This is a genomic window from Sphingobacterium endophyticum, from assembly GCF_009733535.1.
Taxonomy (GTDB): domain Bacteria; phylum Bacteroidota; class Bacteroidia; order Sphingobacteriales; family Sphingobacteriaceae; genus Sphingobacterium; species Sphingobacterium endophyticum.
Genome location: NZ_SMMI01000021.1, coordinates 31,745 through 56,780, shown reverse-complemented (window position 1 = coordinate 56,780; position 25,036 = coordinate 31,745). Strand labels below are relative to the sequence as shown.

Genomic DNA, 25,036 nt, shown 5'->3' with positions numbered 1-25,036 from the left:
ATTATCACTTATTTTAATGATAAATTGGATTATCACTTATTTTAATGATAAATTAGATTATCACTCATTTTAATGATAAATTGAATTATCACTTATTTTAATGATATATTTGTTTATCATTTATTTTGATGATAAAGGGAAATAATAATATATTGGATAATAAATATTAAGGATAAACCATGCAATACCATGTCATATTAACGGGGGATATCATCCATTCAAGGTCATACGAATCAGCTGAATGGTTGCCGAGATTAGAGGGGGGGATACGGAAGTATGCAAAGACATTTGATATATTTCGTGGCGATAGTTTTCAAGCGGAAGTATCTGTTGAGAATTGTATCAGGATGATATTTTATTTAAAAGCGGCCATGCGTCAGCTTGAGGGGGTTGATGTTCGAATAGGGATTGGAGTAGGGGAGATTGATGTAATGGACAAGAGCATTAAGAAATCAAGTGGGGAAGCCTTTGTACTGTCAGGTCAGGCATTAGATAATTTGAGTAAGGAGAGTGTAGAATTCAGGTCAAGATGGCAAGAATTGAATGAGCCGATGAATCTAATATTGACTTTAGCGACGCGACTGACCGATCAATGGACAACAAATATGGCTGAAACGGTTCATTCAGCATTGGATAATCCACAATCGAATCAGATAGAATTAACGAAGATAATCGGCCGTAAACATCAAAGCCAGGTGAGCACGGAATTAGGGAAGGCCAATTATATCAAGATAAATCAGGTCATAGATTATTGTACCCAAGAAATAAAGCGCTATGTTAACTGATTTACTGAAAATGTTGATGGCCCATATTTTGGGAGATTTCGTTTTTCAACCGAAATCATGGGTAAATAAAAGAGGGACACAGATTCAATATTTATTTTATCATGTTGCAGTCCATGCAGGTTTGTTAATTTTATTTTTCATCAATGATCTCAGTAATAATTGGCAGAATATCTTATTTTTAGTTGCAGCTCATTTAGCAATTGACAGCTTAAAAATTGGCTGGGAACAGAAGTGGCCGGCAAATCCAGTACGGATATTCATAATCGATCAAGCCCTACATCTCGCTAGTATATTTGGCATTTATTTTTTCAATCATCAGGAAGTATTTAACAGCATTCTAGCGAAAATATCAGTCAATCATATCATGCTCTATGCGATAGCAATTTTGTTGATTGTATTTGTTATCCCCATCGTCATCCGAATATTTTTCAGCAAATGGAATAAGGAGACGGACTTCAACAATAAAAGAAAGGAGACATTATTCGATGCTGGGACCATCATTGGGGTAATTGAGCGCTTGATGATTTTAGGGTTTGTGATGATGAATTTTATGGAAGCCGTAGGCTTTCTATTGGCAGCAAAGTCAATTTTTAGATTTGGAGATTTGACAAATGCGAAGGATACGAAATTCACAGAATACGTTTTAATTGGGACCTTATTGAGTTTTGGATTGGGGCTATTGGTAGCCATAGCCTTAAAGGAAGCATTAATAATAATTTGATAAACTATGAAAATAAAAAGCAAAGGCTTTAAAAGCCTGATGAGTATTCTAGTCCTATTGGGCATATGTATGAGTGCAGTCGGGCAGAGTAAAGATTTTGAGTCCGAACTAAAGAAAATTACAGATAAATATGAAGCTGTAGGGTTGGCCATCGTAGTAGTAAAGAAAGGAAAACCAATTTATGAAAAGGCATTTGGATACAAGGATTTGAATAGCAAAGAACCGTTGACTACAAATGATCTATTTCGGATAGCATCTATTTCAAAGTCATTCAGTTCAACTGCCATTATGCAGCTCGTAGAACAAGGCAAAGTATCATTAGACGATGATATCAGTGAATTGGTAGGTTTTAAAGTTAGAAATCCAAAATATCCTGATACTAAAATAACTTTAGAAATGATGCTGTCACATCGTTCAAGTATAAATGATAGTAATGGGTATTTTACGTTTGATGTACTGGATACGACAAAAAATAAGGATTGGGAAAAATCATATAATAATTATGAACCTGGAACAGATTATGAATATTGTAATTTAAACTTCAATATGATCGGAGCTGTTTTAGAAAGGTTGACTCATGTGAGATTTGACAATTATATTAAGCAGCAAATTTTAAATCCCTTAAAATTAGATGCGGGATATTGCGTAGATTCTTTAGATCAAAAAAGATTTGCTAAATTATATGAGCGCGAAGGTAACAGTTATACAGAGCAACCTGCTGCCTATAATCCAAGATCAGAAGAGATAAAGAATTATACAATGGGAGTGAGTACGCCGGTTTTTTCACCAACTGGAGGGATGAAAATTTCAGCTCATGATTTGGCAAAATATATGCTGATGCATATGAATTATGGTAAATCTGGAAAGGTTAAGATTTTAGATCCATTAAGTTCAAAGAAAATGCAGCATGGATTATCTCCAAAAGAAAACTATGGATTAGCGCTGCTGGAAAACAACAGACTAATAGAAGGGGAGCACATGGTAGGTCATACAGGGTCAGCGTATGGTTTATATAGTAATATGTTTTTTGAGCCAGATAAGAAATTTGGGTTCATTGTAATTACGAATGGCTGTATACCGACATTAGATAGAAATGAAGATATACAGATGTCGAAAGAGGTGATCAATTTATTATATAAAGATTTTATTAGTAAAAAATAAATGGATTGCACTAACATTCTGAACATTATATTATAAGATTTAGAAACAATATAAAGCGGATTTAAGGGCCGTTTACTTGAAAAATTAACTACTTTTGTAAAAATTATTCAAATTGATAAATAAGCAATATGATTATTCAACCAAGAACTAGAGGTTTTATCTGTTTGACAGCACATCCGGAAGGAGCAGCAGAGAATATCAAGAACCAAATCGAATACGTAAAATCGAAAGGCGAGATTAAAAATGGACCTAAGAAGGTATTAGTAATCGGTGCATCTACCGGATTTGGGATTGCTTCGCGCATCAGTGCCGCATTCGGTTCAGGAGCTGCAACCATTGGAGTATTTTTTGAGAAACCGGCTTCAGAAGGAAAGTTAGGAACAGCAGGCTGGTATAATAGTGCTGCATTTGAGAAGGAGGCACATTCGGCTGGATTATATGCGAAAAGTATTAATGGCGATGCCTTTTCAGATGAGATTAAAGAGCAAACAATTGCTTTGATCAAAAAAGATTTAGGACAAGTAGATTTAGTGATCTATTCATTAGCATCACCACGTCGTACTCATCCGAAAACTGGTGTTCAATATTCATCGGTATTAAAGCCAATTGATCAACCATTTACGAATAAAACTGTAGATTTTCATTCAGGTGTCGTATCTGATATTAGCATTCAACCAATTGAATCTGAAGATGATATCAAGAATACAGTTGCTGTAATGGGAGGTGAGGATTGGAAATTCTGGATTGAAGATTTAAAAGCAGCGGGAGTATTAGCTGAAGGAGTAAAAACTGTAGCATATTCCTATATTGGCCCTGAATTGACATATCCAATTTACCGTAATGGTACGATCGGACGTGCAAAAGATGATTTAGAAGGTACGGTTCCAGCAATCAATGATATATTAAAAGATTTACATGGTATTTCGTATGTATCGGTAAATAAGGCATTAGTTACGCAGTCAAGTTCAGCGATTCCGGTTGTCCCTTTATATATTTCATTGCTATATAAAGTAATGAAAGAAAAAGGTATCCACGAAGGAACGATTGAACAAATGCAAAGATTGTTTGCAGAGCGCTTATATGTTGATGGAGATGTGCCATTAGACGAGAAGGGAAGAATCAGGGTTGATGATTTAGAAATGAGAGCTGATGTTCAGGAAGAGGTTTCAAAACTATGGGATCAAGCAACAACTGAAAACTTGGAAGAGATTTCTGACATCGCTGGCTATCGTGACGATTTTTTCCAGTTATTCGGATTTAACTTTGATAGTATAGATTACAATAAAGATACAAGTGAATTAGTTCAAGTACCTAGTTTAGCAGAATAAATTACGGTATATATTAAAAAAAATAGCGTATCAGAAATTAATCTGATACGCTATTTTTTTAATTGAAAATTACTTTTTATAGGGTGGATATTTATTGAAATTTAATAATTCCGGAAAATATTGATTCAATCTGATTATTGTTCAATATTTTTGTTTTTCAATAAAAAAAATAATGAATTGATATTCAAACCCTAAAGATAATTTATTGAAATTTGCCAAAAATTATAGGGATATAATTGATGGATAATCATAAAAAGTAATTTTCTTTTTTTAATTTTATTTTTTAAAATCATGCAGGATAGTGATTTACCAAACCATCTATCAAGAACTAACTGTGAGAAATTATTAATGGATAATCAAATAATAGTTGAGGATGAAAATTTGTATCTGAGTGAAGGGATACAGGAATTTGGTTATTTATTGATTGTCAATCTGGAATGTAATTTAGTAGCAGGAAGTGAAAACTGTAAAGATTGGCTGGAAGAGGACCTGACTTCTTGTTTAGGGAAAGATTTATGGGTTTTTCTTCAAACCTATTTTCCGATTTATTTAGATAGTATAAAAAAAGCCGTCGACCAGGTTCTTCAGGATTCTAGCGACCGAGTTCTATTGGAAATTATGATCCATGAAAAGTCATACTTTCTAAATATTTATCTGTTTAATAACTACATCTATCTTGAATTTGAAAAACGAATAGAAGACTCCACTGTATTCTTTCCAAAATTTGAAATAGCTGACAAATTATTATCAGATAATAGAGGGAAGATTTGGGAAGTTGTTTGTTCATATATTTCAAAGATTAGTGGATTTGACCGGATTAGAGTCTTTCAATATGTTGAGGGGGGAAATGGATTAATCGTTGCAGAATCTAACGAGAACCCTGAATTGGAAGGCATTTTGAATTGTTATTATCCAGATATGGATATTTTTAAACATGCTAAGAACGTTCATTCCGTAAATATTCACCGATATACAGCTAATGTAGATGGGGAAACAATAAAAGTCATTTCAAATGGGATAGACGAGCCAAATTTATCCCAGACAAATGTTAGAATGATATCTCCGATTCATGCCTACTACCTAAAGAAAGAAGGTGTTAATTCAAATTTCAGTGTTTCGATACAAGTAGAGGGGAAATTGTGGGGTTATATATTTTGTCAAAGCCAACATGCAAAGAGCATCAATTTATTGAAGCGGGAGGCCTTAGTTTATTTTATACAGCTAGCTGCAAACCGTTATCATGAAGAGGAAAAATTTAAAATAAGGGAATATCAGGAAGATATTCGAAATTTTGAGCTCCAACTCAAGGAAAAGCTCATATTAAAAAATAACCTGGCAGAATCCTTAATGGACCTAGCAAGTGAATTGTGCTACTATGCCAAATCTGATTCGATGATTATTATGATAAATGGTCAAATTTATTCGTATCATATTTCCATTGGTTCGGGCAAGCTCTTTGAAATCAAGGAGATGGTGAAGCGAATAGCTGTTGGGGATACTTTTGCCGATCATGAGTTTATACTTAATTATGGGAAGTTTTTAGAAATAGAATCAGATCGTTTTGCGGGGATTGGAGGTTTGCATGTTAATTTAAATGATGAATGTACGATTATATGGTTCAGGAAAGAAAAGGAATTCACTCGGAAATGGGTTGAAAAACCTGTTTCAAGGATTGAAAAGCAACTAATCAATGAAACATTTACTCATGAACCCCATTCAAGTTTAGATATTTGGCATCAAAAAACTGTAGGTACATCAGAAGTTTGGCAGGAAGATGAGCTTTATTTTATCAAGCGATTAAGGGAGATAATCATTCAAAGCAATAAGAATTTTGCACAAGAAATAGATAAGTTGAATAAAGAGGTTGGCAATTTGAATAGGGCATTGGATAATTATGCCAACACAGTGAGCCATGATTTAAAAAATCCACTTTCTGCAATTAATTTATCGACCCAACTGCTTCTTCAACGTCCAAATATGAAAGAAGAACTGCGCAACAAGATGCTTAAAAACACGAAGGATGCAGTGGATGTTATTGGTGAACTATTAAGAAGCGTTCATGAATTTTCTAAGATTAAGGATTACGAATATAAATTTGAGCCTGTTTATGTTGATGAATTTCTTGCTCAAATAGTAAACTTTAGTCAATTGCGTTATGGAGCCGAACAAACAGAAATTAGTCTAGGAGATATACTTCCTGTTTATGGCGAACGCACCATTGTTTACCAATTATTTCAGAATCTTATTGGGAATGCCATTAAGTATAGTGCAAAGGTTGAAAGGCCGAAAGTTAAGATAACATCCGAAGTTCAGCATGAATTCATCTGTTATCGTATTGAAGACAATGGGATAGGGATAGCGAAAGAAGAATTAGGTACGATATATGATTCATTTAAGCGCATGTCAAATGCTGGGAATTATGAAGGGACAGGATTGGGGTTAACGATTGTGAAGCGAATAGCTGATCGATTGAAAATTAAAATTGAAGTTCAAAGCAAATTAGGGAAGGGAACTCAAATCAATCTACTATTTCCCAATGAAAGGTAATTCATTCCATTAATTGATAAAAAGTCAATCCTCAGATTTTTCCGATGTTCAAATCGGAAATAGATCGATTTATCGGTAAAAAGCTCAATAAATAAAATTATATTTGCAAATTAAATTGAAGGCATAATAACCTATATGAAGCATATACGCAATTTTTGTATAATAGCACATATTGACCATGGTAAAAGTACCTTGGCTGATAGATTACTTGAATATACCAATACCATCACGCAGCGAGAAGCACAAGCTCAGTTGTTGGATAATATGGATTTGGAACGTGAAAGAGGGATTACGATTAAGAGCCATGCGATCCAAATGGATTATATCCAAGATGGTCAACAGTATGTTTTAAATTTAATCGACACACCGGGACACGTGGATTTTTCATATGAGGTTTCACGATCAATTGCGGCCTGTGAAGGGGCATTATTGATTGTAGATGCATCACAAGGGATTCAAGCACAAACTATTTCCAACCTTTATTTGGCATTAGAACATGATTTAGAGATCATTCCAATATTAAATAAAATGGATTTACCAGGTGCTATGCCAGAAGAAGTTAAAGATCAGATTGTTGATTTAATAGGAGGCAAGCGTGAGGATATTATTCCTGCATCTGGCAAGACAGGGATGGGTATTCCAGAAATACTTGCGGCCATTATAGAGCGAATTCCAGCACCTGTAGGAGATCCGGATGCGCCATTACAAGCCTTAATTTTTGATTCAGTTTTCAATTCCTTTAGAGGAATTATGGCCTACTTTAAGGTTGAAAATGGAGAAATTCGCAAAGGTGATCGTGTAAAATTCGTAGCCACAGGAAAAGAATATTTCGCGGATGAAGTAGGAACATTAAAATTAAATCAGGTACCAAAAGAAGTTATTAAGACGGGTGATGTTGGTTATATTGTTTCCGGAATTAAGGAGGCAAGAGAGGTAAAAGTAGGGGATACCATCACCAAAAAAGATAGACCATGTGCGGAAGCCATTCAAGGATTTGAAGAGGTTAAACCAATGGTTTTTGCGGGGATTTATCCAGTAGACACCGAGGATTTTGAGGAATTAAGAGAGTCCATGCATCGTTTACAATTAAATGATGCATCCTTAGTTTTTGAACCAGAATCTTCAGCAGCACTAGGATTTGGATTTCGTTGTGGATTCTTGGGAATGCTCCATATGGAGATTATTCAAGAGCGTCTGGAACGTGAATTTGATATGACTGTAATTACTACAGTTCCAAACGTATCATATCGTGCATTTTTAACGAAAGATAACGAGGAAGTAGTTGTTCATAATCCTTCTGATTTACCTGATCCAAGTAAATTGGACAGTATTGAAGAGCCTTATATCAAAGCAAATATTATTACGAAAGCTGAGTTTGTAGGACCGGTAATGTCACTTTGTATTCAAAAACGAGGAACCATTATCAACCAATCTTATTTAACCTCAGATCGAGTGGAATTGGTATTTGAAATGCCAATGGGGGAGATTGTATTTGACTTCTATGATAAGTTAAAAACAATTTCGAAAGGATATGCGTCCTTTGACTATCATCAAATAGGATATAGACAATCTGATTTGGTTAAATTGGATATTCGATTGAATGATGAGCCTGTGGATGCACTTTCATCACTAATTCACCGCAGTAATGCCTATGATTTTGGCAAGAAGATTTGTGAAAAACTAAAAGAGCTATTACCAAGGCAGCAATTTGAGATTCGTATACAGGCATCAATTGGAGCAAAAATCATTGCAAGGGAAACGATTTCAGCTTTACGTAAAGATGTTACCGCTAAATGTTATGGTGGAGATATATCTCGTAAGCGTAAATTATTAGAAAAGCAGAAAAAAGGTAAGAAACGTATGCGTCAAGTTGGAAACGTAGAAATTCCTCAATCTGCATTTATGGCTGTTTTGAAATTAGATTAAAAATCAACCTATATAATATATCATGAATTTACTTGACGGTAAAGAAGTATCAACAAAGATTAAAGAGGACATCAAGAGAGAGACTGCGGAATTAACAGAAAAGTTAGGTCGTAAGCCACATTTGGTTGCTATTCTAGTTGGAAATGATGGTGGAAGTGAAACCTATGTTGCGAGCAAGATGAGAAATTGCGAACAGGTAGGATTTGATTCAACTAATCTTCATTATGATACAGACATCACTGAAGAAGCGTTATTGAACAAAATCAAGGAGATAAATGCTGACGACAGTATAGATGGACTCATTGTTCAGTTACCTTTGCCAAAGCATATTGATCCAGATAAAGTAACTGAGGCCATTGACTATCGCAAAGACGTTGATGGGTTTCATCCGATCAACTTAGGAAGAATGCAAAGGAATTTACCATGTTTTATTCCAGCTACACCATATGGAATAATGTTAATGTTAGCTCATTACGGGATTGATACAGCTGGTAAAAAGGCGGTTGTTGTAGGCCGTAGTAATATTGTAGGTTCACCAATGAGTATATTATTAGCGAGAAACTCTAATCCTGGAAACTGTACAGTTACACTTACACATAGCAGGACAAAAGACATTAAATCAGAGATTCTGCAAGGAGACATTATTGTTGCTGCAATTGGTAAGAAGAATTTTGTTACCGCTGATATGGTAAAGGAAGGTGCCATTGTCATTGACGTTGGTATCAACAGAGAAACATCAACAGAGACTAAGTCTGGTTTTAAGCTATACGGAGATGTTGATTTTGAACAAGTTGCTCCAAAAGCTTCTTGGATTACACCTGTACCAGGTGGAGTAGGTTTGATGACTATTATTGGCTTATTGAAAAATACGCTTGAAGCTGCTAAAGGAACTGTCTATCCAAAATCTTAAAAATTATTAAATTGAAATAAGTTTATTTTTAAAACTCCCATTCGGGAGTTTTTTTTGTTTTGTAGAAACCTTTTAATTGAAAAAAAGTTAATCTTTTATATTTCCTTTTTATTATTAAAAGCTATGACAAAATTGGATCAAGTAAAAAATAGGGATATTTTGGATATGATAAACCAAAATGATAAGAACCTAGATAAACTACATGAAATTGTAAGGAAATCATTTGATGAAGAGAAGCTTATAATGGATAATTTACTTCATCCTACGGATGAAATAATAAGTGAGGGTCAAAAGATTTCAGATCGAGTGGCGCGATTTGGAGGAAGTTGGTCATTTATAATCATATTTACAGGATTATTAGTTGTATGGATAATTTATAATACAACTGTAGCAAAACAGGAGCAATTTGATCCATATCCCTTTATTCTGATGAATTTGGTACTTTCGTGTTTAGCTGCCTTACAAGCGCCTATCATAATGATGAGTCAAAATCGACAAGAAGAAAAGGATAGGAAGAGGGCTGAAAATGATTATTTGGTTAATTTGAAAGCTGAATTGGAGATTCGCAGTCTTCATAAGAAGATTGATGTATTATTGGAAGAGGAGGTTAAGCAATTATTCGATTCTCAGGTAACCCATTTAAAATTGCTAAAACAGTTATCGGACCATGTGGATCGAATAGAAAAGGAGATAAAATCAGGTACTAAGGAATAATCAAAAATCATGAAATATGCTTTTCAATTTATTTGGTATAAATATTGTGTAGAAGCTTCAGAATAAACAAATTATTATTATAACACTAATTCAATTAGAAAATGAAAAAAATTGCGGTATTAGCAGCAGTTGCATGTGCATTAACATTATCATCATGTAACAATAATTCATCAATGGATAAAAACAATGATGGTGATACATCTGTAGGAGAAGCTTTAGATCATTCAATCGAAACTACAGAGCAATCAGTAGAAGAGGTTCAATCCGATGTGAATACAGAATTAGCGAAAGCTGAGGAAAATGCTAAGAAGGCTCAGGCAGATTTAGATGCAGCAGTAAAAAGTGGCGATAAAAAAGCACAAGAGGCTGCACAAAAAGCATTAGATGAAGCAAATGCAGCTTGGGAAAAAACTAAAGAAGCTGCTAAGAATGCAGTAGACGCTACAAAAGAAGCTGGAAAAGCTGCAGGAGAAAAGATTGATGAAACTGCTGAAAAAGTAGGTGACAAAACGAAAGAACTTACAGAAGATGCTAAAAGAAAAGCAGAAAATGTAAAAGAAGCATTAGAGAACTAATTAAATCCATTAATATATGGGTTATTAAGTTTTTAATTGAAGGCGCCAATGAGGATTGGCGCTTTTTTTATATTCTTTGATGTATATTGTCTGCTTATCAAATGTTTTGAAATGGATTGGAATAAAGATGAAATAGTTGAGCTATGTATGGAAAAGTGTTTATCTAGAATGCAAGATATAAAGTCGGCCATGGATACTGCACAAGATGCTATTATGAATGATACGAAAAGTAGTATGGGTGATAAATATGAAACTTCAAGGGAAATGGCTCAGCAAGAAATCAGCCGTTTGCAGCATCAACTTAGTCAAGCAGAACTAGATATTGAAAAATTAAAAACTCTTAATCTTAAACCTTCCCAGACCGTTATGGTTGGTAGTGTCGTCGAGACTTCACAATTTGATTACTTTATAGCAATTTCAATTGGGCCTTTAAAAATTAATGATCGAACGATAATGGTTGTATCGAAAGAATCACCAATTGGAAATATTTTGATGGGAAAACAGACTTCTAATTTGATAAATTTTAATGGGAAGACATTATCGATCAATAGGATTATTTAAAAAGCATGTTTTTCATGTGGTTTGTGATTTGACTTTAAAACAGATTATTATAGAAATTTACTAATCTGATTTAATTGATATTTTTGATAAAGTCCTTTTTTTTGTTACAAAAAAGGGCTTATTTTTTTTGTTCAAATATTAGCGTTAATTATGTTAAATATCAATCTATTAAGGAATTTTGATAGGTTGAATTACAATAAATTAAAAAAAACTTTGTTAAAACAATTTACGAATAATTTTTGTTTAGCTTTAAGTATTATTTACCAACATAAACAAGGTGATTTATGAATTTAAGAAAAATCTTAACCATTGCATTAGTTTCAGGAACATTAATGACTGGAACAATCGCTTGTAAGTCAAAGATCTCAGACAGTGACTTAAAAGCAAAAGTAGAAACTGCCATTCAATCGAACCCTGGAGTTACAGTTGAAGTAAAAGATGGAGTCGTTACTTTAAACGGGACAGCAAATTCAGAAGATGAGAAACTTCAGATAGAAAATGCTGCAAAGGCCGCAGACAGTAAAGGAGTAAAATCTGTGCAAAACAATATTGTTGTTAATACAGCACCTCCGATAGAAATCAATACAAATGATGCTGATTTAACTGCAAAAGTTGCCGATTTTACAAAGGATTTTCCGACGGTAAAAACAGCAATTTCTGATGGAGTAATCACAGTTACCGGAGAATTAGAACAAGCACGAGTACAAGCTTTGAAAATGGGATTAGATGCATTAAATCCTAAAAAAGTGGACATGAGTGGGTTAACAGTAAAATAGAAAAAATATGAGTTTACAAACAAAATATCAAGTTTTAATTGATACTGCTAAGGCATCAGGAATGACTGATCTTGCAATTGCAGAGCAAGAAGGTGTATTACACATTCAAGGGACTGCACCTAATGCAGATGTAAAGAATAAACTATGGGATATCTATAATCAAATAGACCCTAATTTTTTGTCTGGAGATGTCGTAATGAATGTTGATGTATCCACTGCTGTATCAGGTTCTCAAGTTCGAGTAATTACAGAGAGCAGTAATTTAAATATTCGTAAAGGCCCAGGAACAGATCAGCCAATTGTAGGTAAAGCAGCTAAGGATGAGGTGATTACTTTAATTAGCAGAGCCAATGATCAATGGTGGTTAGTACGAACTAAAGATGGTGAAGAAGGATATTGCTATGCTCAATATCTGGAACCTATTGCATAACATTAGCGTAAAATAAAAAAAGACAGTTAATTCAATTTAACTGGCTTTTTTATTGATCTATTGGTGAACTTTATAAAGTTAATAAGGCTATATTACCATTGCTTCCAGCCAAATAGATATGTTTTTTATTACTGGATATTGCAATGACATTAAAACTATCCGTTGAAATATTTTTCCAGGTATTTCCACCATCCTCCGAAATATCAGTTCCAGAAGTTCCCGTTGCTACAAGGATTTTGGGAGAAATATATTTGACACAAGATCTGAAGCCATACACTGGAACTTCCGGTTTTTCCCAGGAAAGGCCAGCATTTTTTGTAAGCAGAATATTGTTGCTGTTATCCTTGTCGGAAGTATAATTACCACCAACGACTACACCTTCACGTTCATTTAAGAAATCAATTGAGAAGATCCCAGTACTTGCAGATCCAGACCAAATTGGAACATCTTGAACATCAAGTTTACTTTCTTTTTCACTTCGCTTCATTAGGCTTGAGTAAGATCCACCAGTTCCTATATATAGCCAATCATTAATGACTTGCAAGGAGGTACCACTTGCAGCAAAAGCTGCTTCTCCGGGTTCTGCAAACAAATGAATAGCCTCGGTTACATCTTGCCAGGTTTTCCCTTTGTTGTTACTTTTTAAAAGCTGGAAAGCTCCATTTATAGGGTCACCAATTATATAGCCAGTTTTACCTTTAAAATCCATACCATCTAAAAAGATATCTGGATCATCGTTTCTATAAACTTCTTTCCAATTTTTTCCGGCATCTTTGGTGTATAATATAATAGCAGGGGCCCCAGCACTAACTATAACTGCTTCTTTGGGACCAAAGGCTTGAATATCTCTAAAATCATATTTTTCATAACCTTTTGGAGATATCCATTCCCAATTTTTACCCATATCAGTGGATCTCCCCACTTTACCATTACTGCCACTTACCCAAATTGTTTTATCTTTAAAAGTAGACAAGCCTCGGAAACTTGATTTATTATTATTTGACAACGAATGAATACTTTGAGCATGTGCTGTGCAAATAAATAATCCAAGGAAAGCTATAATGAGTAATTTTTTCATTTTAGAATTTCTTTAAGCTTATGAAAGCTGTTTCATTAATTCATCAAATTCTTCACGTAGCGTATTTAGTTTATTTTCTAAATAAGCAACCCTTTCTTCTAACTGGTTTATGGAAGAATTATTGCTGGATAGAGTTGGAGGTGTATCTTCCTCATAAGAATCCTCATCAAAATCTGAAAATAAATGAATATAACGGACTTCCTTTTGACCAGGTCGTTTTGATAGCTGCTTAATATAAGGAGGGTTATCTGTACTTAATTTATTTAGAAGTTCCTGCACCTCATCTAAATTTTCAAAATCAAATAATCTACCAGAATTACTATTGATTTCACCAACAGTTAATGGTCCTCTTAAAAACAATAAGCACAAAACTGCTAATTCTTGAGGTAAGATTGGAAATTGTATTGCCAGATTATGTTGGTATTTAGTAACTCGGCTTCCACCGCCGACAACAGTAGATACTAAGCCCTTTTTTCTGAGTGTATCAATTACTTGAATGATTGTTGTTTCATCATATTGAACTACGGGTTTTCGTGAAGATTTTTGATTACATGCAGTTTGTAAAGCATTGAGAGTCATTGGGTAATATTCCGGAGTTGTTTTGGATTTTTCCAACAATGATCCGAGTACTCTGATTTCTTCTGCATTAAGAATAGGTAAAGTTTTATTTTCTTCCATAATTGTGAAATACGATGTGCTCTTAAATATACAGTTTTCTGAAAAATATGAGCAAAAACAAAAGCAGCCTATAAATTTATAGACTGCTTTTTTGTTTTTCACAAGTTTTATGATCTTTCGCAATTTTGAAGGGGATACCCCGCATGCTTTGCTTATTCTACATCCATAAATTGGGCTATTTCCTCCCTAATCTCTGAAGGTAACATCATATAGATTTCCTTTTTCAGAGTTACTTGTTCTCCATGAATGGTGGAAATCTTTCCATCATAACTCACAATGGATTCAAAGCCCCCAATCAACCATTTTCCATCTGTTTGCAGATAATGATGATGTTTCTCATCCAATTTTTTTAATTCTTTAATAATTTCATCACTATTAAAGTTTTGATTCTTGACCATATTAAAAAATCCATTTTTAGTCGATAAGCATTTAAAATAAGGAATAAGTTGACCTAATAAATCCTCATTATTCAAACAATTATCTAATGTTAAACAACTACGGGGACGTAAGTGAAAATATTGTGCCAATAATTGAAAATGTTCATTAAAAAAATTAGAAATAATTTTTAGGTAATATTAAATTTCATTTTTCCACTATTCATTTCCTTAAATCACATTTCTAAAAAATATTTTTAATTTATTTAATAAAGGAAAGAGAATAAATAAAGTGTCCTAATTAAAGACAAAAGTTAGTCAATATAAATGATTAATCTAATTCTTGATATTGCATATATCGAACATTCGGTTTGCTTTGAAAAGATATTGCAATTAAAATATTCTTATTTTGATCTGTAAAATAGTGGTCCCTCTTACTTTTACCTAAATATTCATATCTCTCGTCATAGAAAAATAAAAGTTCATCATATTGAGTTCCTGTAAGTGTTATGTAATCAATGATGGCATATTTGAGTTTATTATTGAAAAACAGATAATAAAAATGATCAATTAATTTAGAATCTGTTTGATAGATGAGCTGAACTAAACTTTGAGAGATTAATGTACGCTCTTCAATTTTTAAAATTTCTAATAGACTTGCATCCATTCTAGGAACAGGTTCGGGGAAATGGGTAAATCTAGGTTTAACAAGTATATCAATATTTATAATTTCATCTTGAAACTTTGCTTGAACAACTGCTTTTCCTATGTGTCTAGTTTTTAATAAACCATTTTCATTTACCTGACAAATGAATTCATTTGATGAAGTCCATTTAACCACTTCTTTATTGGCTTTTAATTGGAATTCTTCATAAGTGTATATTTCAACCTTATTGGGGTCTATTTGAAATTTCTGTATGAATTCATCTTTTTTTACACATGCATTAAAAATAGAAAGGATCAGACTAAAAGAGATTGCTACTGATATTTTAGAAATAGTGAAATTCATATCTTTTTTATTTAAAGTAGACTTCTAAAGTTAATCCAGGGTTAATGTTTTAATAATTCTAAAAATCTATCAATCATTCCTTATTTTTAAAGAAGTACGATATGAAAAACTTAATACGTGATGATATGATGAATGAAAATGAGAGGATTCTTAACTTGGTTCAAGGATTAATGAAAAGTGAGGTTTTATCAAAGTTTTTAAAAGAATATGATTATTCAGTCAATTTATTTGGATTAAAAATTTCTGATTCTCGGCATTATTTTTTAAGGTTATCCCAACCCCAAGATGAGATTATTCTTTGGATGCAAGAAGAGTATATTCCAAAGTTGGACCATACAGGTAAATGGATTCAGTTTCCAGCCATAGAAAACCCAAGAGTTGAACGATTAGTCCCAGACAATAAATATGTTCCAACAGATTTGAAATACGATGAATTTAAAAGCAACCTTATTCAGTTTTTTGAACAATTAAAAGATTATAAAGGGAATCATCTGCAGAACAAAAATATTGATAATTTGAATGCTGATATTGATGCTGTTATTAAAGAAATAGGAAGTTTATAAATCATAAACTTTAAACTTAAAACTTCATAGACAGGTTTTTTAAAATTCCAGCGCCTCAGCGCTGGAATTTTATATTTAAAGTTTTATATAGTTGGATTTTTTGCATATTCATTCCAGATAATCTGAATAGAATTGCCGAGCTTTTGTACAAAGAAATCATTGTAATCTACACCATTGTATAAGGCATTATTTAACTCTTTGACAAAATTTTTGTTCTTGTGGGTTTCAATCCAAAGCAGGAACCTACCTGTAATTCCATAACTACCATCATAATTATGTTCTGGTTTATAATCCTGCAGGGTCCAAGGGTCAGGTTCATCGATTCCATAATGGTATCTCACATTATCAGCAATTCCTTCAACCAGCCATCCAGGAACATTTCCTTTATAACCTTGTTGGATATGATGCATAGTTTCATGAACAACGACATCCCCATCTTTTGGATTTTTCTCCATATAGTCAAATCCAAATACAACAACATCTCCAAAGGCATATGCTACACCATCATAAGTAGGATCAATGATAAAGTAAATTTTCTTTTTAGCATTTGGATTAAAATCAGCTATTAGTTTTGGATAAACTGTGAAATAAGTATTTGTCAATCGTTCCTGATAAGGTAAATCCAATTTTCCTGAATGGTTTATGAAGACTAATGAAACATTATTTTTTGTTAAGCTATCGACTTTCTGGATTGGGTCGTCTTTTTGACTTGAAGGAGGCATCTGAATTAATCTAAACTCTGAAGCCTGAAACATGTTATCATTATAAAGTTTAGAAATTGCCCATCTATAATGAGTAAATTTCTCATTGTTTTTAAAGAAAAACTGGTATGTTTTTCTTCTTTTTCTGAATTGCATTCCGACATGATTGTCCAATTCTTTCCAATTTTGTCCATCTTTTGAACCATAAAATTTCCAATCCATAGGATCACGGCCATCGAAATCATTTCCAGTAGTAAATTCGTAAGAAGCAACAAGTTTTGCAGTATCAAATTGAAAATCAATATTTAATGATTTAAAGTCCTTCACTAGGAATTTAGTTGTTGTGTCACCGTCAGTTAGTTTTTTAGAGCCTTCTGGACCATTTGGGCCATCTGGATTTTCATTACTAAATAGAGTAGATGCTTCCGACGTAATGTCTTTAATTTCTAGGTTTTCTAATTCAGGATCTGGTATTTCTAAGTTGTTATCCTTACTGCAACTAGAATAAAAAATAATCAAAGTAAGGGATAGAAATAACAACAGGCTAGTTGTTTTCATTTTTAGCATATAATTTAAGATTAAGTTTATAATAGATTTTTTAATTGCTATACTGTTAAAAAAACGTTAAAAGACAGAATTTCGTGTGTAAGATAATTGCTAAAACGCGTTAGCGAAAAATAGAAATGAAGAATGTAGGTAGATATTAGTCTCAGCGAATAAAATTTTGAAAAATATTTTGACAATATAAACTGAATTTAAGTTTAGGCTAAAAGAGATTTAGCAAATATAATATGGTTAAGAAATGGGTTTTTGAGAGAGAATTCTTTGATATAGGCAATTTGCAAACATATAGCTACAAATATTTTTAGTATTACCTCAATATTAAATTGCTTTTAAAATTTGTTCTAATTTTGGTCAATATCACATAAAAACTATGAAACAGTTAAGCATATTTTTGTTATTCGCAGTGTTATTTATCTCTTGTGAAAAGGATAATGGAGTTGTTCCAGAAAAAGTAAAAGAGACCGTAACGAAAGATCTTCAAGGCAAGATTTTTACTGCCTACCAAGCTCAAGTGTATACTGAAGGAAATGGTAATGTTCAAGTAAATCCTAAAGATGCTTTTTTCACAAAAATGGAGATTGTTGGAAATGTAATTGAGCTAACATCTGCAAGTAACGCTAAGTCTAGATATGGATTTGAAATCAACAATGTAAATCGAGGAAATGAAGAATTACCAGATGTTTATACATTGGCAATGAAATCGACATATACTAATTTTTATATTTATCTGAATAGGGATTATTCGAATGCAACAATTACTTTATCGGATGGATCCAAAAGCTATGCAGTTAATTTCAAACAATAAATAAGGTTAGATTAAAATAATATTGGAAACCTGGTTGCAATTGCAATCAGGTTTTTTTGTTTTCATTCACGATCGATCAATAAGGATTATTATATTCTTAATATTCCCATCCAATAAATCTTTGAATAAGTTTTCCACTCTGGAATACCCATACAACATGATTAAAACAGGACCCATCACCAATTCCTTGATAAGCAAATAATGCATCTTTTGATTTGAAGTATTGAAAGTCATTATGGGCAGAGATAATGCCCAACCATAATTTATCTGGAATTGTTATACTTGTTTTGTTTAGTACAGCTGTAGCTTTTGTTATGGCCGTCTTAGGAGTTCCGCAATCGGATAAATAATAATGGTAATTATTTATGGTGTTTATAAAGTTTTGTGTGTCGTCATGATAAGTGATTTTGTAATTTTTTGGTATAAATGATCCAATTGAATAATTCATTTTTAAAACACCGGAATTGTCTTTTTCCAAGGATTCTAAAGGGATAATTTGGGAAATATGAATATAACCAGTTTCCATTTCACTATTTTCTAAATCTTCTAGGATAGAAAACGGTCTGTTTTTATAATACAATATTTTCAACCATTTATCATTTTCAACATCTTGATCTTCAATTTGGTCGATTAGTATAACCGTATTAGAATTTAGTTTATGAATTACCTTAGCATTTATATTTCCATTTTCCCTAATATTTGCAAATCCATCTTTGCTTTGAATCACATAGGGTTGTGAAAATCCATAAAAACAGATGGTTAACATAATAGAGGTTAAACAAAATCTAAGTATCTTATTATTTATATTCATTTCCATAGTTTTCAGATAAATTATTAAAATAATTTTCATCTGCAAGATAAATCAATCACTTATTTTAATGGCAATTAAGAGAATATACAATATATCTACATGGATTTTATTTTACAGGAGAAATATGATTAATGGGAAGGTCTATTGATTTTAAATTAGTTAAATTTATCATATAATCAAGATTACATGGATCATAAACATATATATAATAGTAATGGGGTATGCGAGATATGCAGTCAAACCGCCAAAGTATATAAGAACGCAAAAGCAGATGATTTACTAAAAATTAGTGATTCAAAACCAATTCATTCACATACCCAACATCAGGAAGAAAATGAAGAGCATGACCATAGTCATCAGCATGAACATGGACATTCCCATGATCATAGTCATGAGATGGAAGGCGGATTATTTAATTTGTTTAGGCCAGCCATAATTAGTTTAATATTATTATTAATGGGCTTGGCTATGGATCATTTATTTAAATTTACATGGTTTACAGGTTGGGTGAGACTAGTTTGGTATCTTGCTGCATATCTTCCAGTTGGCTTACCAGTATTGAAGGATGCATTAAAAAGCATTAAACGAGGAAATTTCTTTTCAGAATTTTTTTTAATGGGAATTGCTACCATTGGTGCATTTGCTATTGGGGAATTTCCAGAGGGGGTGGCCGTTATGTTGTTTTATGCAGTAGGAGAGGCTTTCCAAACCCTAGCTGTATCAAGGGCTAAATCGAATATAAAATCCTTGATAGACCAGAGACCGGATGAAGCTACAATTCTTAAAGATGGAAAAACAGAAAAAATTAAAGCGAAGGATGTTAAGATTGGTGATATAATCCAATTAAAACCTGGGGAAAAAATAGCATTGGATGGAATTCTTAAAAGTGATATGGGTTCATTTAATACTGCAGCATTAACAGGAGAGAGTAAACCAGATACAAAAAAGTTGGGGGATTCCGTATTTGCAGGAATGATAAATCTGAATACAGTATCTGAGGTAGAGGTCAGTTCTTCCTATAATGATAGCAAACTGAGCAAAATTCTCGAAATGGTTCAGAATGCAAGCACTCAAAAAGCACCAACAGAGCTATTTATATCAAAATTTGCTAAAGTATATACTCCAATAGTTGTTTTTCTAGCGATTGGAATTGCATTTTTCCCATATTTCTTTGTTTCGGATTACATATTTCAAGATTGGCTCTACAGAGCATTGGTGTTTTTAGTAGTTTCTTGCCCTTGTGCATTGGTGATTTCAATTCCGCTAGGATATTTTGGTGGAATCGGTGCAGCTAGTAAGCATGGCATATTAATCAAAGGAGGCAACTTTTTAGATACTCTTGCATCAGTTAAGCATGTGGTAATGGACAAGACCGGAACCATGACCGAAGGAGTTTTTAAGGTCTCGGAAATTAATTTTGATCCTCAATTTGATGAAAAATTAATTTTACAATATGTAAATGAAATTGAAAGCAAAAGTACGCATCCGGTTGCTACTGCAATACACGAATATGTAGGAGATGTAAAGGAAAATATGAACCTAGATTCGATTGAGGAAATTGCGGGACATGGGTTAAAAGGCAGGGCAGATGGAAAAGAGTTATTGGTTGGCAATTTTAAATTGATGGATAAATTTAATGTCACATATCCCAAAGAACATCAAAATATTGTTTTTACGACGATAGCAGTTGCATTAGGGGGGCAATATATTGGTTATATAAGTATTTCAGATCAGATAAAGGAGGGAGCAAGAGAAACCATACAAGCACTTCATGAAGAAAAAGTAAGAGTAACGATGTTGAGCGGGGACAAATCGAGTGTTGTTAAAGAGGTGGCTAAAGAATTAGAGATTGATTCTTCATTTGGGGACTTATTGCCAGAAGATAAAGTTGAAAAGTTAAAAGCAGTAAAGGCAATAGATTCTATTGTTGCCTTTGTTGGGGATGGTGTTAATGATGCACCTGTTGTAGCCATTTCAGATGTAGGAATTGCGATGGGAGGGTTAGGATCAGACGCAACTATTGAAACAGCAGATGTCGTTATTCAAGATGATAAACCGATCAAAATACCGATGTCTATTAAAATTGGGAAAAGGACGAAGAAAATTGTATGGCAGAATATTGGGTTTGCCTTTGGAGTTAAAGCAATTGTTTTAATCTTGGGAGCTGGAGGGTTAGCAACCATGTGGGAAGCGGTGTTTGCAGATGTCGGAGTAGCTTTATTAGCGATTTTGAATGCTGTAAGAATTCAACGAACTGACTTTTCTCAGATTTTTAAGATAAAAAGTTAAAATAAAAGGGGATTTTTATCCCCTTTTATTTTATAGTCCTACTTGTTTTTGATGATGGGGGTTTTCAATATCTTGTTTTCTAATCGTTAGGTTTACACCTTTATTAGTAATGATTTCGAAGCTTCCCGACACATAATCATTATTTAAATAGAAAACATTGGATTGGCCTTCAGTTACAATATAACTTAAGCTAAAAATTCCTCCTTTACTTTCTTTTATTTTACCATTAGAATACGTTGCTATTTTTTTGCCTGAGCCATTCTTTGCTATGAAGACTGAATTATTTTGATTATCTGAAATTATATATCCCTTTTTGCCTTTCTCAATATTGAGCACATATCCAGAGTCAGAGGTAATACTTTTTAAGGTCAACCAACTAAAAACTAAATCATAATAAACTCCTAATTCATCCTTAATCACATATTTGTCATAAGACTTTTGAAAGGAAGAAATGTTATTTCCATAAGGTCCATAATATTCATGATTTCCAGAACTTCCTATCTTTAAATATCCTATATCACCTTCCATGTCACGAAATCTTAACCTTTTACCCCCTCTTGATTCAATAGTAAGATAACGACTGTTTGAAAAACCCAAAAATCCATCTTCTGAAAGAATCATCATCATATTTAATATATTATCATTATTTGGGAAAAGTGCCTGTAAGGGATAATTCAACATATATTGTTCTACGATTCGTTCGAAAAGTTCATTATTTCTTTGATAATTAACTGAATCAGTAATTTCAAGATCATCAAAATCTTGAGAAAGAGCAGGACAGGATAAGGAAAGAAAGAGTAGGATGGCTAAAGTAAAATTTTTCATGTTGAATAAATTATTGGTCCGAGTAAAATTTAAATTTCAGTTAAATATATTAGTGTTATTTTCTTTATTGACTTTAAATAATTTTGAAAGTTTAACCAAAAGAAATTTTTAAATGCTGGTCATATTAGGTGATTTTTACTACATGTAATACTGTATTCGGACAATTTATAGATCTAACAAATTATACTTTTTATAGTAGGCTAATAAAAAAGGGGACACATTATGTATCCCCTTTAAAATTATTTTTTTTAAGATTATTTTGTCAAAATTTCTATAGTCCCAAGATCTTTAGTTTGACCAGTAGTAACTGTAACATCTTGAATAGTTAATGATTTGTAAGCATCATCAGTAGGCTCTATCAAGATATCATAAGTACCTTGAGTAACTCCTGGAAAATAGAATTTACCAGTAGGACTAGCTAAAGTGCCTAAAGTATCGGTCCCTTGAATAGCAAACACATGAGGCATTGCAGTTATTGGTGATATAAGACCTGTAATTGCTCCAGAAACAGCAACAGGAATAGCACGAATAACTGGTTTCAACATATATTTTCCGTTTCCAGTTTGGTGAATTGATTTAGAAGCATCAAAATCTAATGCCAATGTGTAAGCAATGTTTGGAATTAAATCGTCTTGAACTTTAATTTTAACTCCTGAAGATTGTCCACTCGGGGTGGTTAAATCATGTTCGACACCGTCTACAACAATGTAACTGTCATCGTCAAGAACTAATCTTACCTCTTGTAATCTACCAGAAGGCACATCATGCTCTGCTAAAAACTTATATTCACCTTCGCGATAATCTAAAATATCAAAAGGGTCGATATCCACATCGATAACTTCACGTCCACCGTCGGTAATAACCTCAATGTGGTCGATATCTAAGAAAATTCCATCATAATAAGCTGGTGCATCTGTTATCTGAATGGTAACAGGTGTTCTTCCATCAGTGGTCTTAGAGTCATCTGTACTACAACTCGATAGACTCAAGGCAGCCGCAACTACCGATAATCCAAGTAATGTTTTCATAGTAATTCTCGTTATTTGATGTTTCACCATACAAATTATATACCATTTTAAACAAAGTTAAATTTAATGTTAACTTATTTATTTATAAATATGGGCCTATCTAGTTTAATAGCAATACGATATGCAGCATTCATTAATCCAACATGACTGTATGCTTGCGGAAAATTCCCCCATTGACTACCATCATCTTCATTTACATCTTCAGAAAAAAGTTTTAAGGAGTTTCCATAATTAAGAAGTTGTTCAAATGTTTCTTGTGCTTCATCTAATCTGCCAACACATGCTAATGCTTCAACATACCAAAAAGCACAAACCAGAAAAGTAGTTTTAGGTTTACCGAAATCATCTTTATGGAGGTATCTATAAAACAAACCATTTTTTCCTTTCAATTCTGATTCAACTACTTCCAAATGCTTTTTAGCTTTTTCGGATGATGGAACTAGATAATTCATCAATATTAATTGAAGTGTACTAGCATCCAAGTTTGATCCCTCATCGGAATTTCTATAAACTTGTTTTTCAGGGTCATAACACTTCTCAATATATGCAGCTGCTTTTTCCATTAAAGTTTTTGCTTGTTCTTCAATGTCTTTATAATTATTCTGCTGAGCTATTTTTAGTGCGGCAGAAGCACCTGCCCATTGGAAAAGATTTGAATATGCGTGGTGGTTAGCAATATTCCGAAATTCCCAAATCCCGGCATCTTTTTCATCTATAGTCATTTGAATCTTTTCCAAGATATACTTCAACCAAGATTTAGCATCTTTTCTTTCATCCTGAGGAAAACGATAATCGGTATAAAGTGGGAGTAAAGCAATCATTGCCTGTCCGTAAACATCATTTTGTATATGTTCATATGCTTGATTTCCAATTCGGACAGGTTTATTGCCTCGATACCCTTCCAGATAATCCAAGGTGGTTTCTGTTAATACTTTTCTACCCAGGATTCCATATAATGGCTGTAGCCTACCGGAATCGGATTGCGTAATTGAGGTTATGTAATTGGCAAATTCTTCCAATTCATCAAATTTTCCGATATGGCTTAGTGCTGTCAAAACATAGAAGCTATCCCGTACCCATGAATATCTATAATCCCAATTTCTACCCGAACCTGGAGACTCCGGAAGACTTGTTGTGCTCGAAGCTATTATAGCGCCAGTATCTTCGTATTGGTGAAGTTTAAGGACTAAAGCAGAACGAATGATATGGTCTTGATAAAAATTTGGAATATTAGCTTTTTTGGTCCATCTTCTCCAGTATAACTTAGTTTTTTGAAGAAAATCCTCAGCAGTTTGTTGCAATGGGGCATCAAATGAATTTCCGTAGGTAAGGATCATATACTTCTTTTCAGATAGTAAGAATTTTCCATCTTCATCATCAAAAAAATGGCGTATCGGAATATTTGTTGTTAACCTTAAATGTTCATTATTATGGTCAAATTGTACATGATTGCTTCCTCTAGATTTATTGTAATCATGTTTTCCATAATTAGCCTTTGGCTTACAATTGACTTTTATATTTGCTGTTCCATATAAGGGTTCAACAATCCTAACCAGCATAAGCGGTTTGTAGTATCTTTCAAACTGAATAAATCTCGGAGCAAAATCAATGACTCTAAATCCTGCATTTTTACCTTTCACTTCAGTGACTAGAATATTTGTGTTTTCAAGATAATACTGTTCAGAATTGATTTCAGTGTCATTTAACCTAATATTAAATTCGCCACCTTTTTCGGTATCAAGCAAGCATCCAAATACAAAACTATCTTCAAAGGTTGGCCAACACAACCAATTTATGTTTGTGCTTTTATGCACATGGGCGATGTAATTGCAATTACCAATAATTCCACTATTATATATATGTCTTTTATCCATTTT

General features: G+C 33.1%; 24 protein-coding genes. 15 read left to right on the top strand and 9 right to left on the bottom strand.

Annotated features, from left to right (window positions below; all coding sequences use genetic code 11):
* The first annotated feature begins 179 nt into the window (after positions 1–179).
* The 12 genes from E0Y80_RS18685 (at position 180) to E0Y80_RS18630 (ending at position 12,434) form a co-directional block, all read left to right on the top strand.
* On the top strand, positions 180–785 hold the full coding sequence (locus E0Y80_RS18685) for a hypothetical protein (protein WP_156309177.1): 606 nt from the start codon (positions 180–182) through the stop codon (positions 783–785).
* Positions 775–1,506, top strand: coding sequence for a DUF3307 domain-containing protein (locus E0Y80_RS18680; RefSeq protein ID WP_156309176.1), 732 nt, complete (start codon positions 775–777; stop codon positions 1,504–1,506). Before E0Y80_RS18685 ends, E0Y80_RS18680 begins: the two co-directional genes overlap by 11 nt.
* Positions 1,507–1,512: 6 nt before the next feature.
* The gene (locus E0Y80_RS18675) at positions 1,513–2,667 is read left to right on the top strand and encodes a serine hydrolase domain-containing protein (protein WP_231596103.1); all 1,155 of its coding nucleotides are present in this window, start codon (positions 1,513–1,515) and stop codon (positions 2,665–2,667) included.
* Positions 2,668–2,795: 128 nt separating this feature from the next.
* Complete coding sequence (gene fabV, locus E0Y80_RS18670) at positions 2,796–3,995, top strand: enoyl-ACP reductase FabV (RefSeq protein WP_156309175.1); 1,200 nt, start codon at positions 2,796–2,798, stop codon at positions 3,993–3,995.
* A 291-nt stretch (positions 3,996–4,286) separates the two neighbouring features.
* On the top strand, positions 4,287–6,542 hold the full coding sequence (locus E0Y80_RS18665) for an ATP-binding protein (protein WP_156309174.1): 2,256 nt from the start codon (positions 4,287–4,289) through the stop codon (positions 6,540–6,542).
* Positions 6,543–6,677: 135 nt separating this feature from the next.
* Positions 6,678–8,468 (top strand): translation elongation factor 4, encoded by a 1,791-nt coding sequence (lepA, locus tag E0Y80_RS18660; RefSeq protein ID WP_156309173.1) that lies wholly within the window; start codon positions 6,678–6,680, stop codon positions 8,466–8,468.
* 22 nt (positions 8,469–8,490) lie between these two features.
* Positions 8,491–9,378, top strand: coding sequence for a bifunctional 5,10-methylenetetrahydrofolate dehydrogenase/5,10-methenyltetrahydrofolate cyclohydrolase (locus tag E0Y80_RS18655; protein WP_156309172.1), 888 nt, complete (start codon positions 8,491–8,493; stop codon positions 9,376–9,378).
* Between the two features lie 123 nt (positions 9,379–9,501).
* A complete protein-coding gene (locus tag E0Y80_RS18650) occupies positions 9,502–10,092 on the top strand; it encodes a DUF1003 domain-containing protein (RefSeq protein WP_156309171.1) in 591 nt (196 codons plus the stop codon).
* A gap of 101 nt (positions 10,093–10,193) precedes the next feature.
* Entirely contained in the window at positions 10,194–10,667 is a 474-nt protein-coding gene (locus E0Y80_RS18645) for a hypothetical protein (protein WP_156309170.1), read from the top strand.
* A gap of 111 nt (positions 10,668–10,778) precedes the next feature.
* Positions 10,779–11,228: a 3-oxoacyl-ACP synthase gene (locus E0Y80_RS18640; protein ID WP_156309169.1), complete on the top strand. Its 450-nt coding sequence runs from the start codon at positions 10,779–10,781 to the stop codon at positions 11,226–11,228.
* A gap of 284 nt (positions 11,229–11,512) precedes the next feature.
* The gene (locus E0Y80_RS18635) at positions 11,513–12,004 is read left to right on the top strand and encodes a BON domain-containing protein (RefSeq protein WP_156309168.1); all 492 of its coding nucleotides are present in this window, start codon (positions 11,513–11,515) and stop codon (positions 12,002–12,004) included.
* 7 nt (positions 12,005–12,011) lie between these two features.
* Positions 12,012–12,434: an SH3 domain-containing protein gene (locus E0Y80_RS18630; RefSeq protein ID WP_156309167.1), complete on the top strand. Its 423-nt coding sequence runs from the start codon at positions 12,012–12,014 to the stop codon at positions 12,432–12,434.
* A gap of 70 nt (positions 12,435–12,504) precedes the next feature.
* Here the strand turns inward: E0Y80_RS18630 and E0Y80_RS18625 are convergent, their stop codons facing one another.
* From E0Y80_RS18625 to E0Y80_RS18610, 4 genes are all read right to left on the bottom strand, one after another.
* A complete protein-coding gene (locus tag E0Y80_RS18625) occupies positions 12,505–13,512 on the bottom strand; it encodes a WD40/YVTN/BNR-like repeat-containing protein (protein WP_156309166.1) in 1,008 nt (335 codons plus the stop codon).
* An 18-nt stretch (positions 13,513–13,530) separates the two neighbouring features.
* Positions 13,531–14,190, bottom strand: a complete 660-nt coding sequence (locus E0Y80_RS18620) for a YceH family protein (protein WP_156309165.1) — start codon at positions 14,188–14,190, stop codon at positions 13,531–13,533.
* Between the two features lie 152 nt (positions 14,191–14,342).
* The gene (locus E0Y80_RS18615) at positions 14,343–14,588 is read right to left on the bottom strand and encodes a hypothetical protein (RefSeq protein ID WP_156309164.1); all 246 of its coding nucleotides are present in this window, start codon (positions 14,586–14,588) and stop codon (positions 14,343–14,345) included.
* Between the two features lie 307 nt (positions 14,589–14,895).
* A complete protein-coding gene (locus E0Y80_RS18610; protein ID WP_156309163.1) occupies positions 14,896–15,573 on the bottom strand; it encodes an Ig-like domain-containing protein in 678 nt (225 codons plus the stop codon).
* Between the two features lie 101 nt (positions 15,574–15,674).
* Here E0Y80_RS18610 and E0Y80_RS18605 point away from each other — a divergent pair, with 101 nt between their 5' ends.
* A complete protein-coding gene (locus E0Y80_RS18605) occupies positions 15,675–16,136 on the top strand; it encodes a hypothetical protein (RefSeq protein ID WP_156309162.1) in 462 nt (153 codons plus the stop codon).
* Positions 16,137–16,219: 83 nt separating this feature from the next.
* Here the strand turns inward: E0Y80_RS18605 and E0Y80_RS18600 are convergent, their stop codons facing one another.
* Positions 16,220–17,395, bottom strand: coding sequence for a basic secretory protein-like protein (locus E0Y80_RS18600; protein WP_197091678.1), 1,176 nt, complete (start codon positions 17,393–17,395; stop codon positions 16,220–16,222).
* A 376-nt stretch (positions 17,396–17,771) separates the two neighbouring features.
* Here E0Y80_RS18600 and E0Y80_RS18595 point away from each other — a divergent pair, with 376 nt between their 5' ends.
* Positions 17,772–18,206: a hypothetical protein gene (locus tag E0Y80_RS18595; RefSeq protein ID WP_156309160.1), complete on the top strand. Its 435-nt coding sequence runs from the start codon at positions 17,772–17,774 to the stop codon at positions 18,204–18,206.
* 97 nt (positions 18,207–18,303) lie between these two features.
* Here the strand turns inward: E0Y80_RS18595 and E0Y80_RS18590 are convergent, their stop codons facing one another.
* Positions 18,304–18,972 (bottom strand): SH3 domain-containing protein, encoded by a 669-nt coding sequence (locus tag E0Y80_RS18590; RefSeq protein WP_156309159.1) that lies wholly within the window; start codon positions 18,970–18,972, stop codon positions 18,304–18,306.
* Between the two features lie 231 nt (positions 18,973–19,203).
* Here E0Y80_RS18590 and E0Y80_RS18585 point away from each other — a divergent pair, with 231 nt between their 5' ends.
* A complete protein-coding gene (locus tag E0Y80_RS18585) occupies positions 19,204–21,306 on the top strand; it encodes a heavy metal translocating P-type ATPase (protein WP_156309158.1) in 2,103 nt (700 codons plus the stop codon).
* Between the two features lie 30 nt (positions 21,307–21,336).
* Here the strand turns inward: E0Y80_RS18585 and E0Y80_RS18580 are convergent, their stop codons facing one another.
* The 3 genes from E0Y80_RS18580 to E0Y80_RS18570 all read right to left on the bottom strand — a co-directional run bounded on the left by E0Y80_RS18580 (position 21,337) and on the right by E0Y80_RS18570 (position 25,033).
* Positions 21,337–22,131 carry a hypothetical protein gene (locus E0Y80_RS18580; RefSeq protein WP_156309157.1) on the bottom strand — a complete coding sequence of 265 codons (795 nt, stop codon included), beginning with the start codon at positions 22,129–22,131 and terminating at the stop codon, positions 21,337–21,339.
* 254 nt (positions 22,132–22,385) lie between these two features.
* Entirely contained in the window at positions 22,386–23,159 is a 774-nt protein-coding gene (locus E0Y80_RS18575; protein ID WP_197091677.1) for a DUF4382 domain-containing protein, read from the bottom strand.
* A gap of 74 nt (positions 23,160–23,233) precedes the next feature.
* A complete protein-coding gene (locus E0Y80_RS18570; protein WP_156309155.1) occupies positions 23,234–25,033 on the bottom strand; it encodes a glycoside hydrolase family 15 protein in 1,800 nt (599 codons plus the stop codon).
* Positions 25,034–25,036: the final 3 nt, after the last annotated feature.

Bases quoted from the DNA above. Each gene is read 5' to 3' on its own strand.
- E0Y80_RS18610 (WP_156309163.1), bottom strand. From the start codon at position 15,573: ATGAATTTCACTATTTCTAAAATATCAGTAGCAATCTCTTTTAGTCTG.
- E0Y80_RS18640 (WP_156309169.1), top strand. From the start codon at position 10,779: ATGGATTGGAATAAAGATGAAATAGTTGAGCTATGTATGGAAAAGTGT.
- E0Y80_RS18590 (WP_156309159.1), bottom strand. From the start codon at position 18,972: ATGTTAACCATCTGTTTTTATGGATTTTCACAACCCTATGTGATTCAA.
- E0Y80_RS18580 (WP_156309157.1), bottom strand. From the start codon at position 22,131: ATGAAAAATTTTACTTTAGCCATCCTACTCTTTCTTTCCTTATCCTGT.
- E0Y80_RS18655 (WP_156309172.1), top strand. From the start codon at position 8,491: ATGAATTTACTTGACGGTAAAGAAGTATCAACAAAGATTAAAGAGGAC.
- E0Y80_RS18625 (WP_156309166.1), bottom strand. From the start codon at position 13,512: ATGAAAAAATTACTCATTATAGCTTTCCTTGGATTATTTATTTGCACA.
- E0Y80_RS18685 (WP_156309177.1), top strand. From the start codon at position 180: ATGCAATACCATGTCATATTAACGGGGGATATCATCCATTCAAGGTCA.
- lepA (WP_156309173.1), top strand. From the start codon at position 6,678: ATGAAGCATATACGCAATTTTTGTATAATAGCACATATTGACCATGGT.
- E0Y80_RS18665 (WP_156309174.1), top strand. From the start codon at position 4,287: ATGCAGGATAGTGATTTACCAAACCATCTATCAAGAACTAACTGTGAG.
- E0Y80_RS18630 (WP_156309167.1), top strand. From the start codon at position 12,012: ATGAGTTTACAAACAAAATATCAAGTTTTAATTGATACTGCTAAGGCA.
- E0Y80_RS18620 (WP_156309165.1), bottom strand. From the start codon at position 14,190: ATGGAAGAAAATAAAACTTTACCTATTCTTAATGCAGAAGAAATCAGA.
- E0Y80_RS18635 (WP_156309168.1), top strand. From the start codon at position 11,513: ATGAATTTAAGAAAAATCTTAACCATTGCATTAGTTTCAGGAACATTA.
- E0Y80_RS18600 (WP_197091678.1), bottom strand. From the start codon at position 17,395: ATGAAAACAACTAGCCTGTTGTTATTTCTATCCCTTACTTTGATTATT.
- E0Y80_RS18645 (WP_156309170.1), top strand. From the start codon at position 10,194: ATGAAAAAAATTGCGGTATTAGCAGCAGTTGCATGTGCATTAACATTA.
- E0Y80_RS18650 (WP_156309171.1), top strand. From the start codon at position 9,502: ATGACAAAATTGGATCAAGTAAAAAATAGGGATATTTTGGATATGATA.
- E0Y80_RS18680 (WP_156309176.1), top strand. From the start codon at position 775: ATGTTAACTGATTTACTGAAAATGTTGATGGCCCATATTTTGGGAGAT.
- E0Y80_RS18570 (WP_156309155.1), bottom strand. From the start codon at position 25,033: ATGGATAAAAGACATATATATAATAGTGGAATTATTGGTAATTGCAAT.
- E0Y80_RS18585 (WP_156309158.1), top strand. From the start codon at position 19,204: ATGGATCATAAACATATATATAATAGTAATGGGGTATGCGAGATATGC.
- fabV (WP_156309175.1), top strand. From the start codon at position 2,796: ATGATTATTCAACCAAGAACTAGAGGTTTTATCTGTTTGACAGCACAT.
- E0Y80_RS18675 (WP_231596103.1), top strand. From the start codon at position 1,513: ATGAAAATAAAAAGCAAAGGCTTTAAAAGCCTGATGAGTATTCTAGTC.
- E0Y80_RS18605 (WP_156309162.1), top strand. From the start codon at position 15,675: ATGAAAAACTTAATACGTGATGATATGATGAATGAAAATGAGAGGATT.
- E0Y80_RS18595 (WP_156309160.1), top strand. From the start codon at position 17,772: ATGAAACAGTTAAGCATATTTTTGTTATTCGCAGTGTTATTTATCTCT.
- E0Y80_RS18575 (WP_197091677.1), bottom strand. From the start codon at position 23,159: ATGAAAACATTACTTGGATTATCGGTAGTTGCGGCTGCCTTGAGTCTA.
- E0Y80_RS18615 (WP_156309164.1), bottom strand. From the start codon at position 14,588: ATGGTCAAGAATCAAAACTTTAATAGTGATGAAATTATTAAAGAATTA.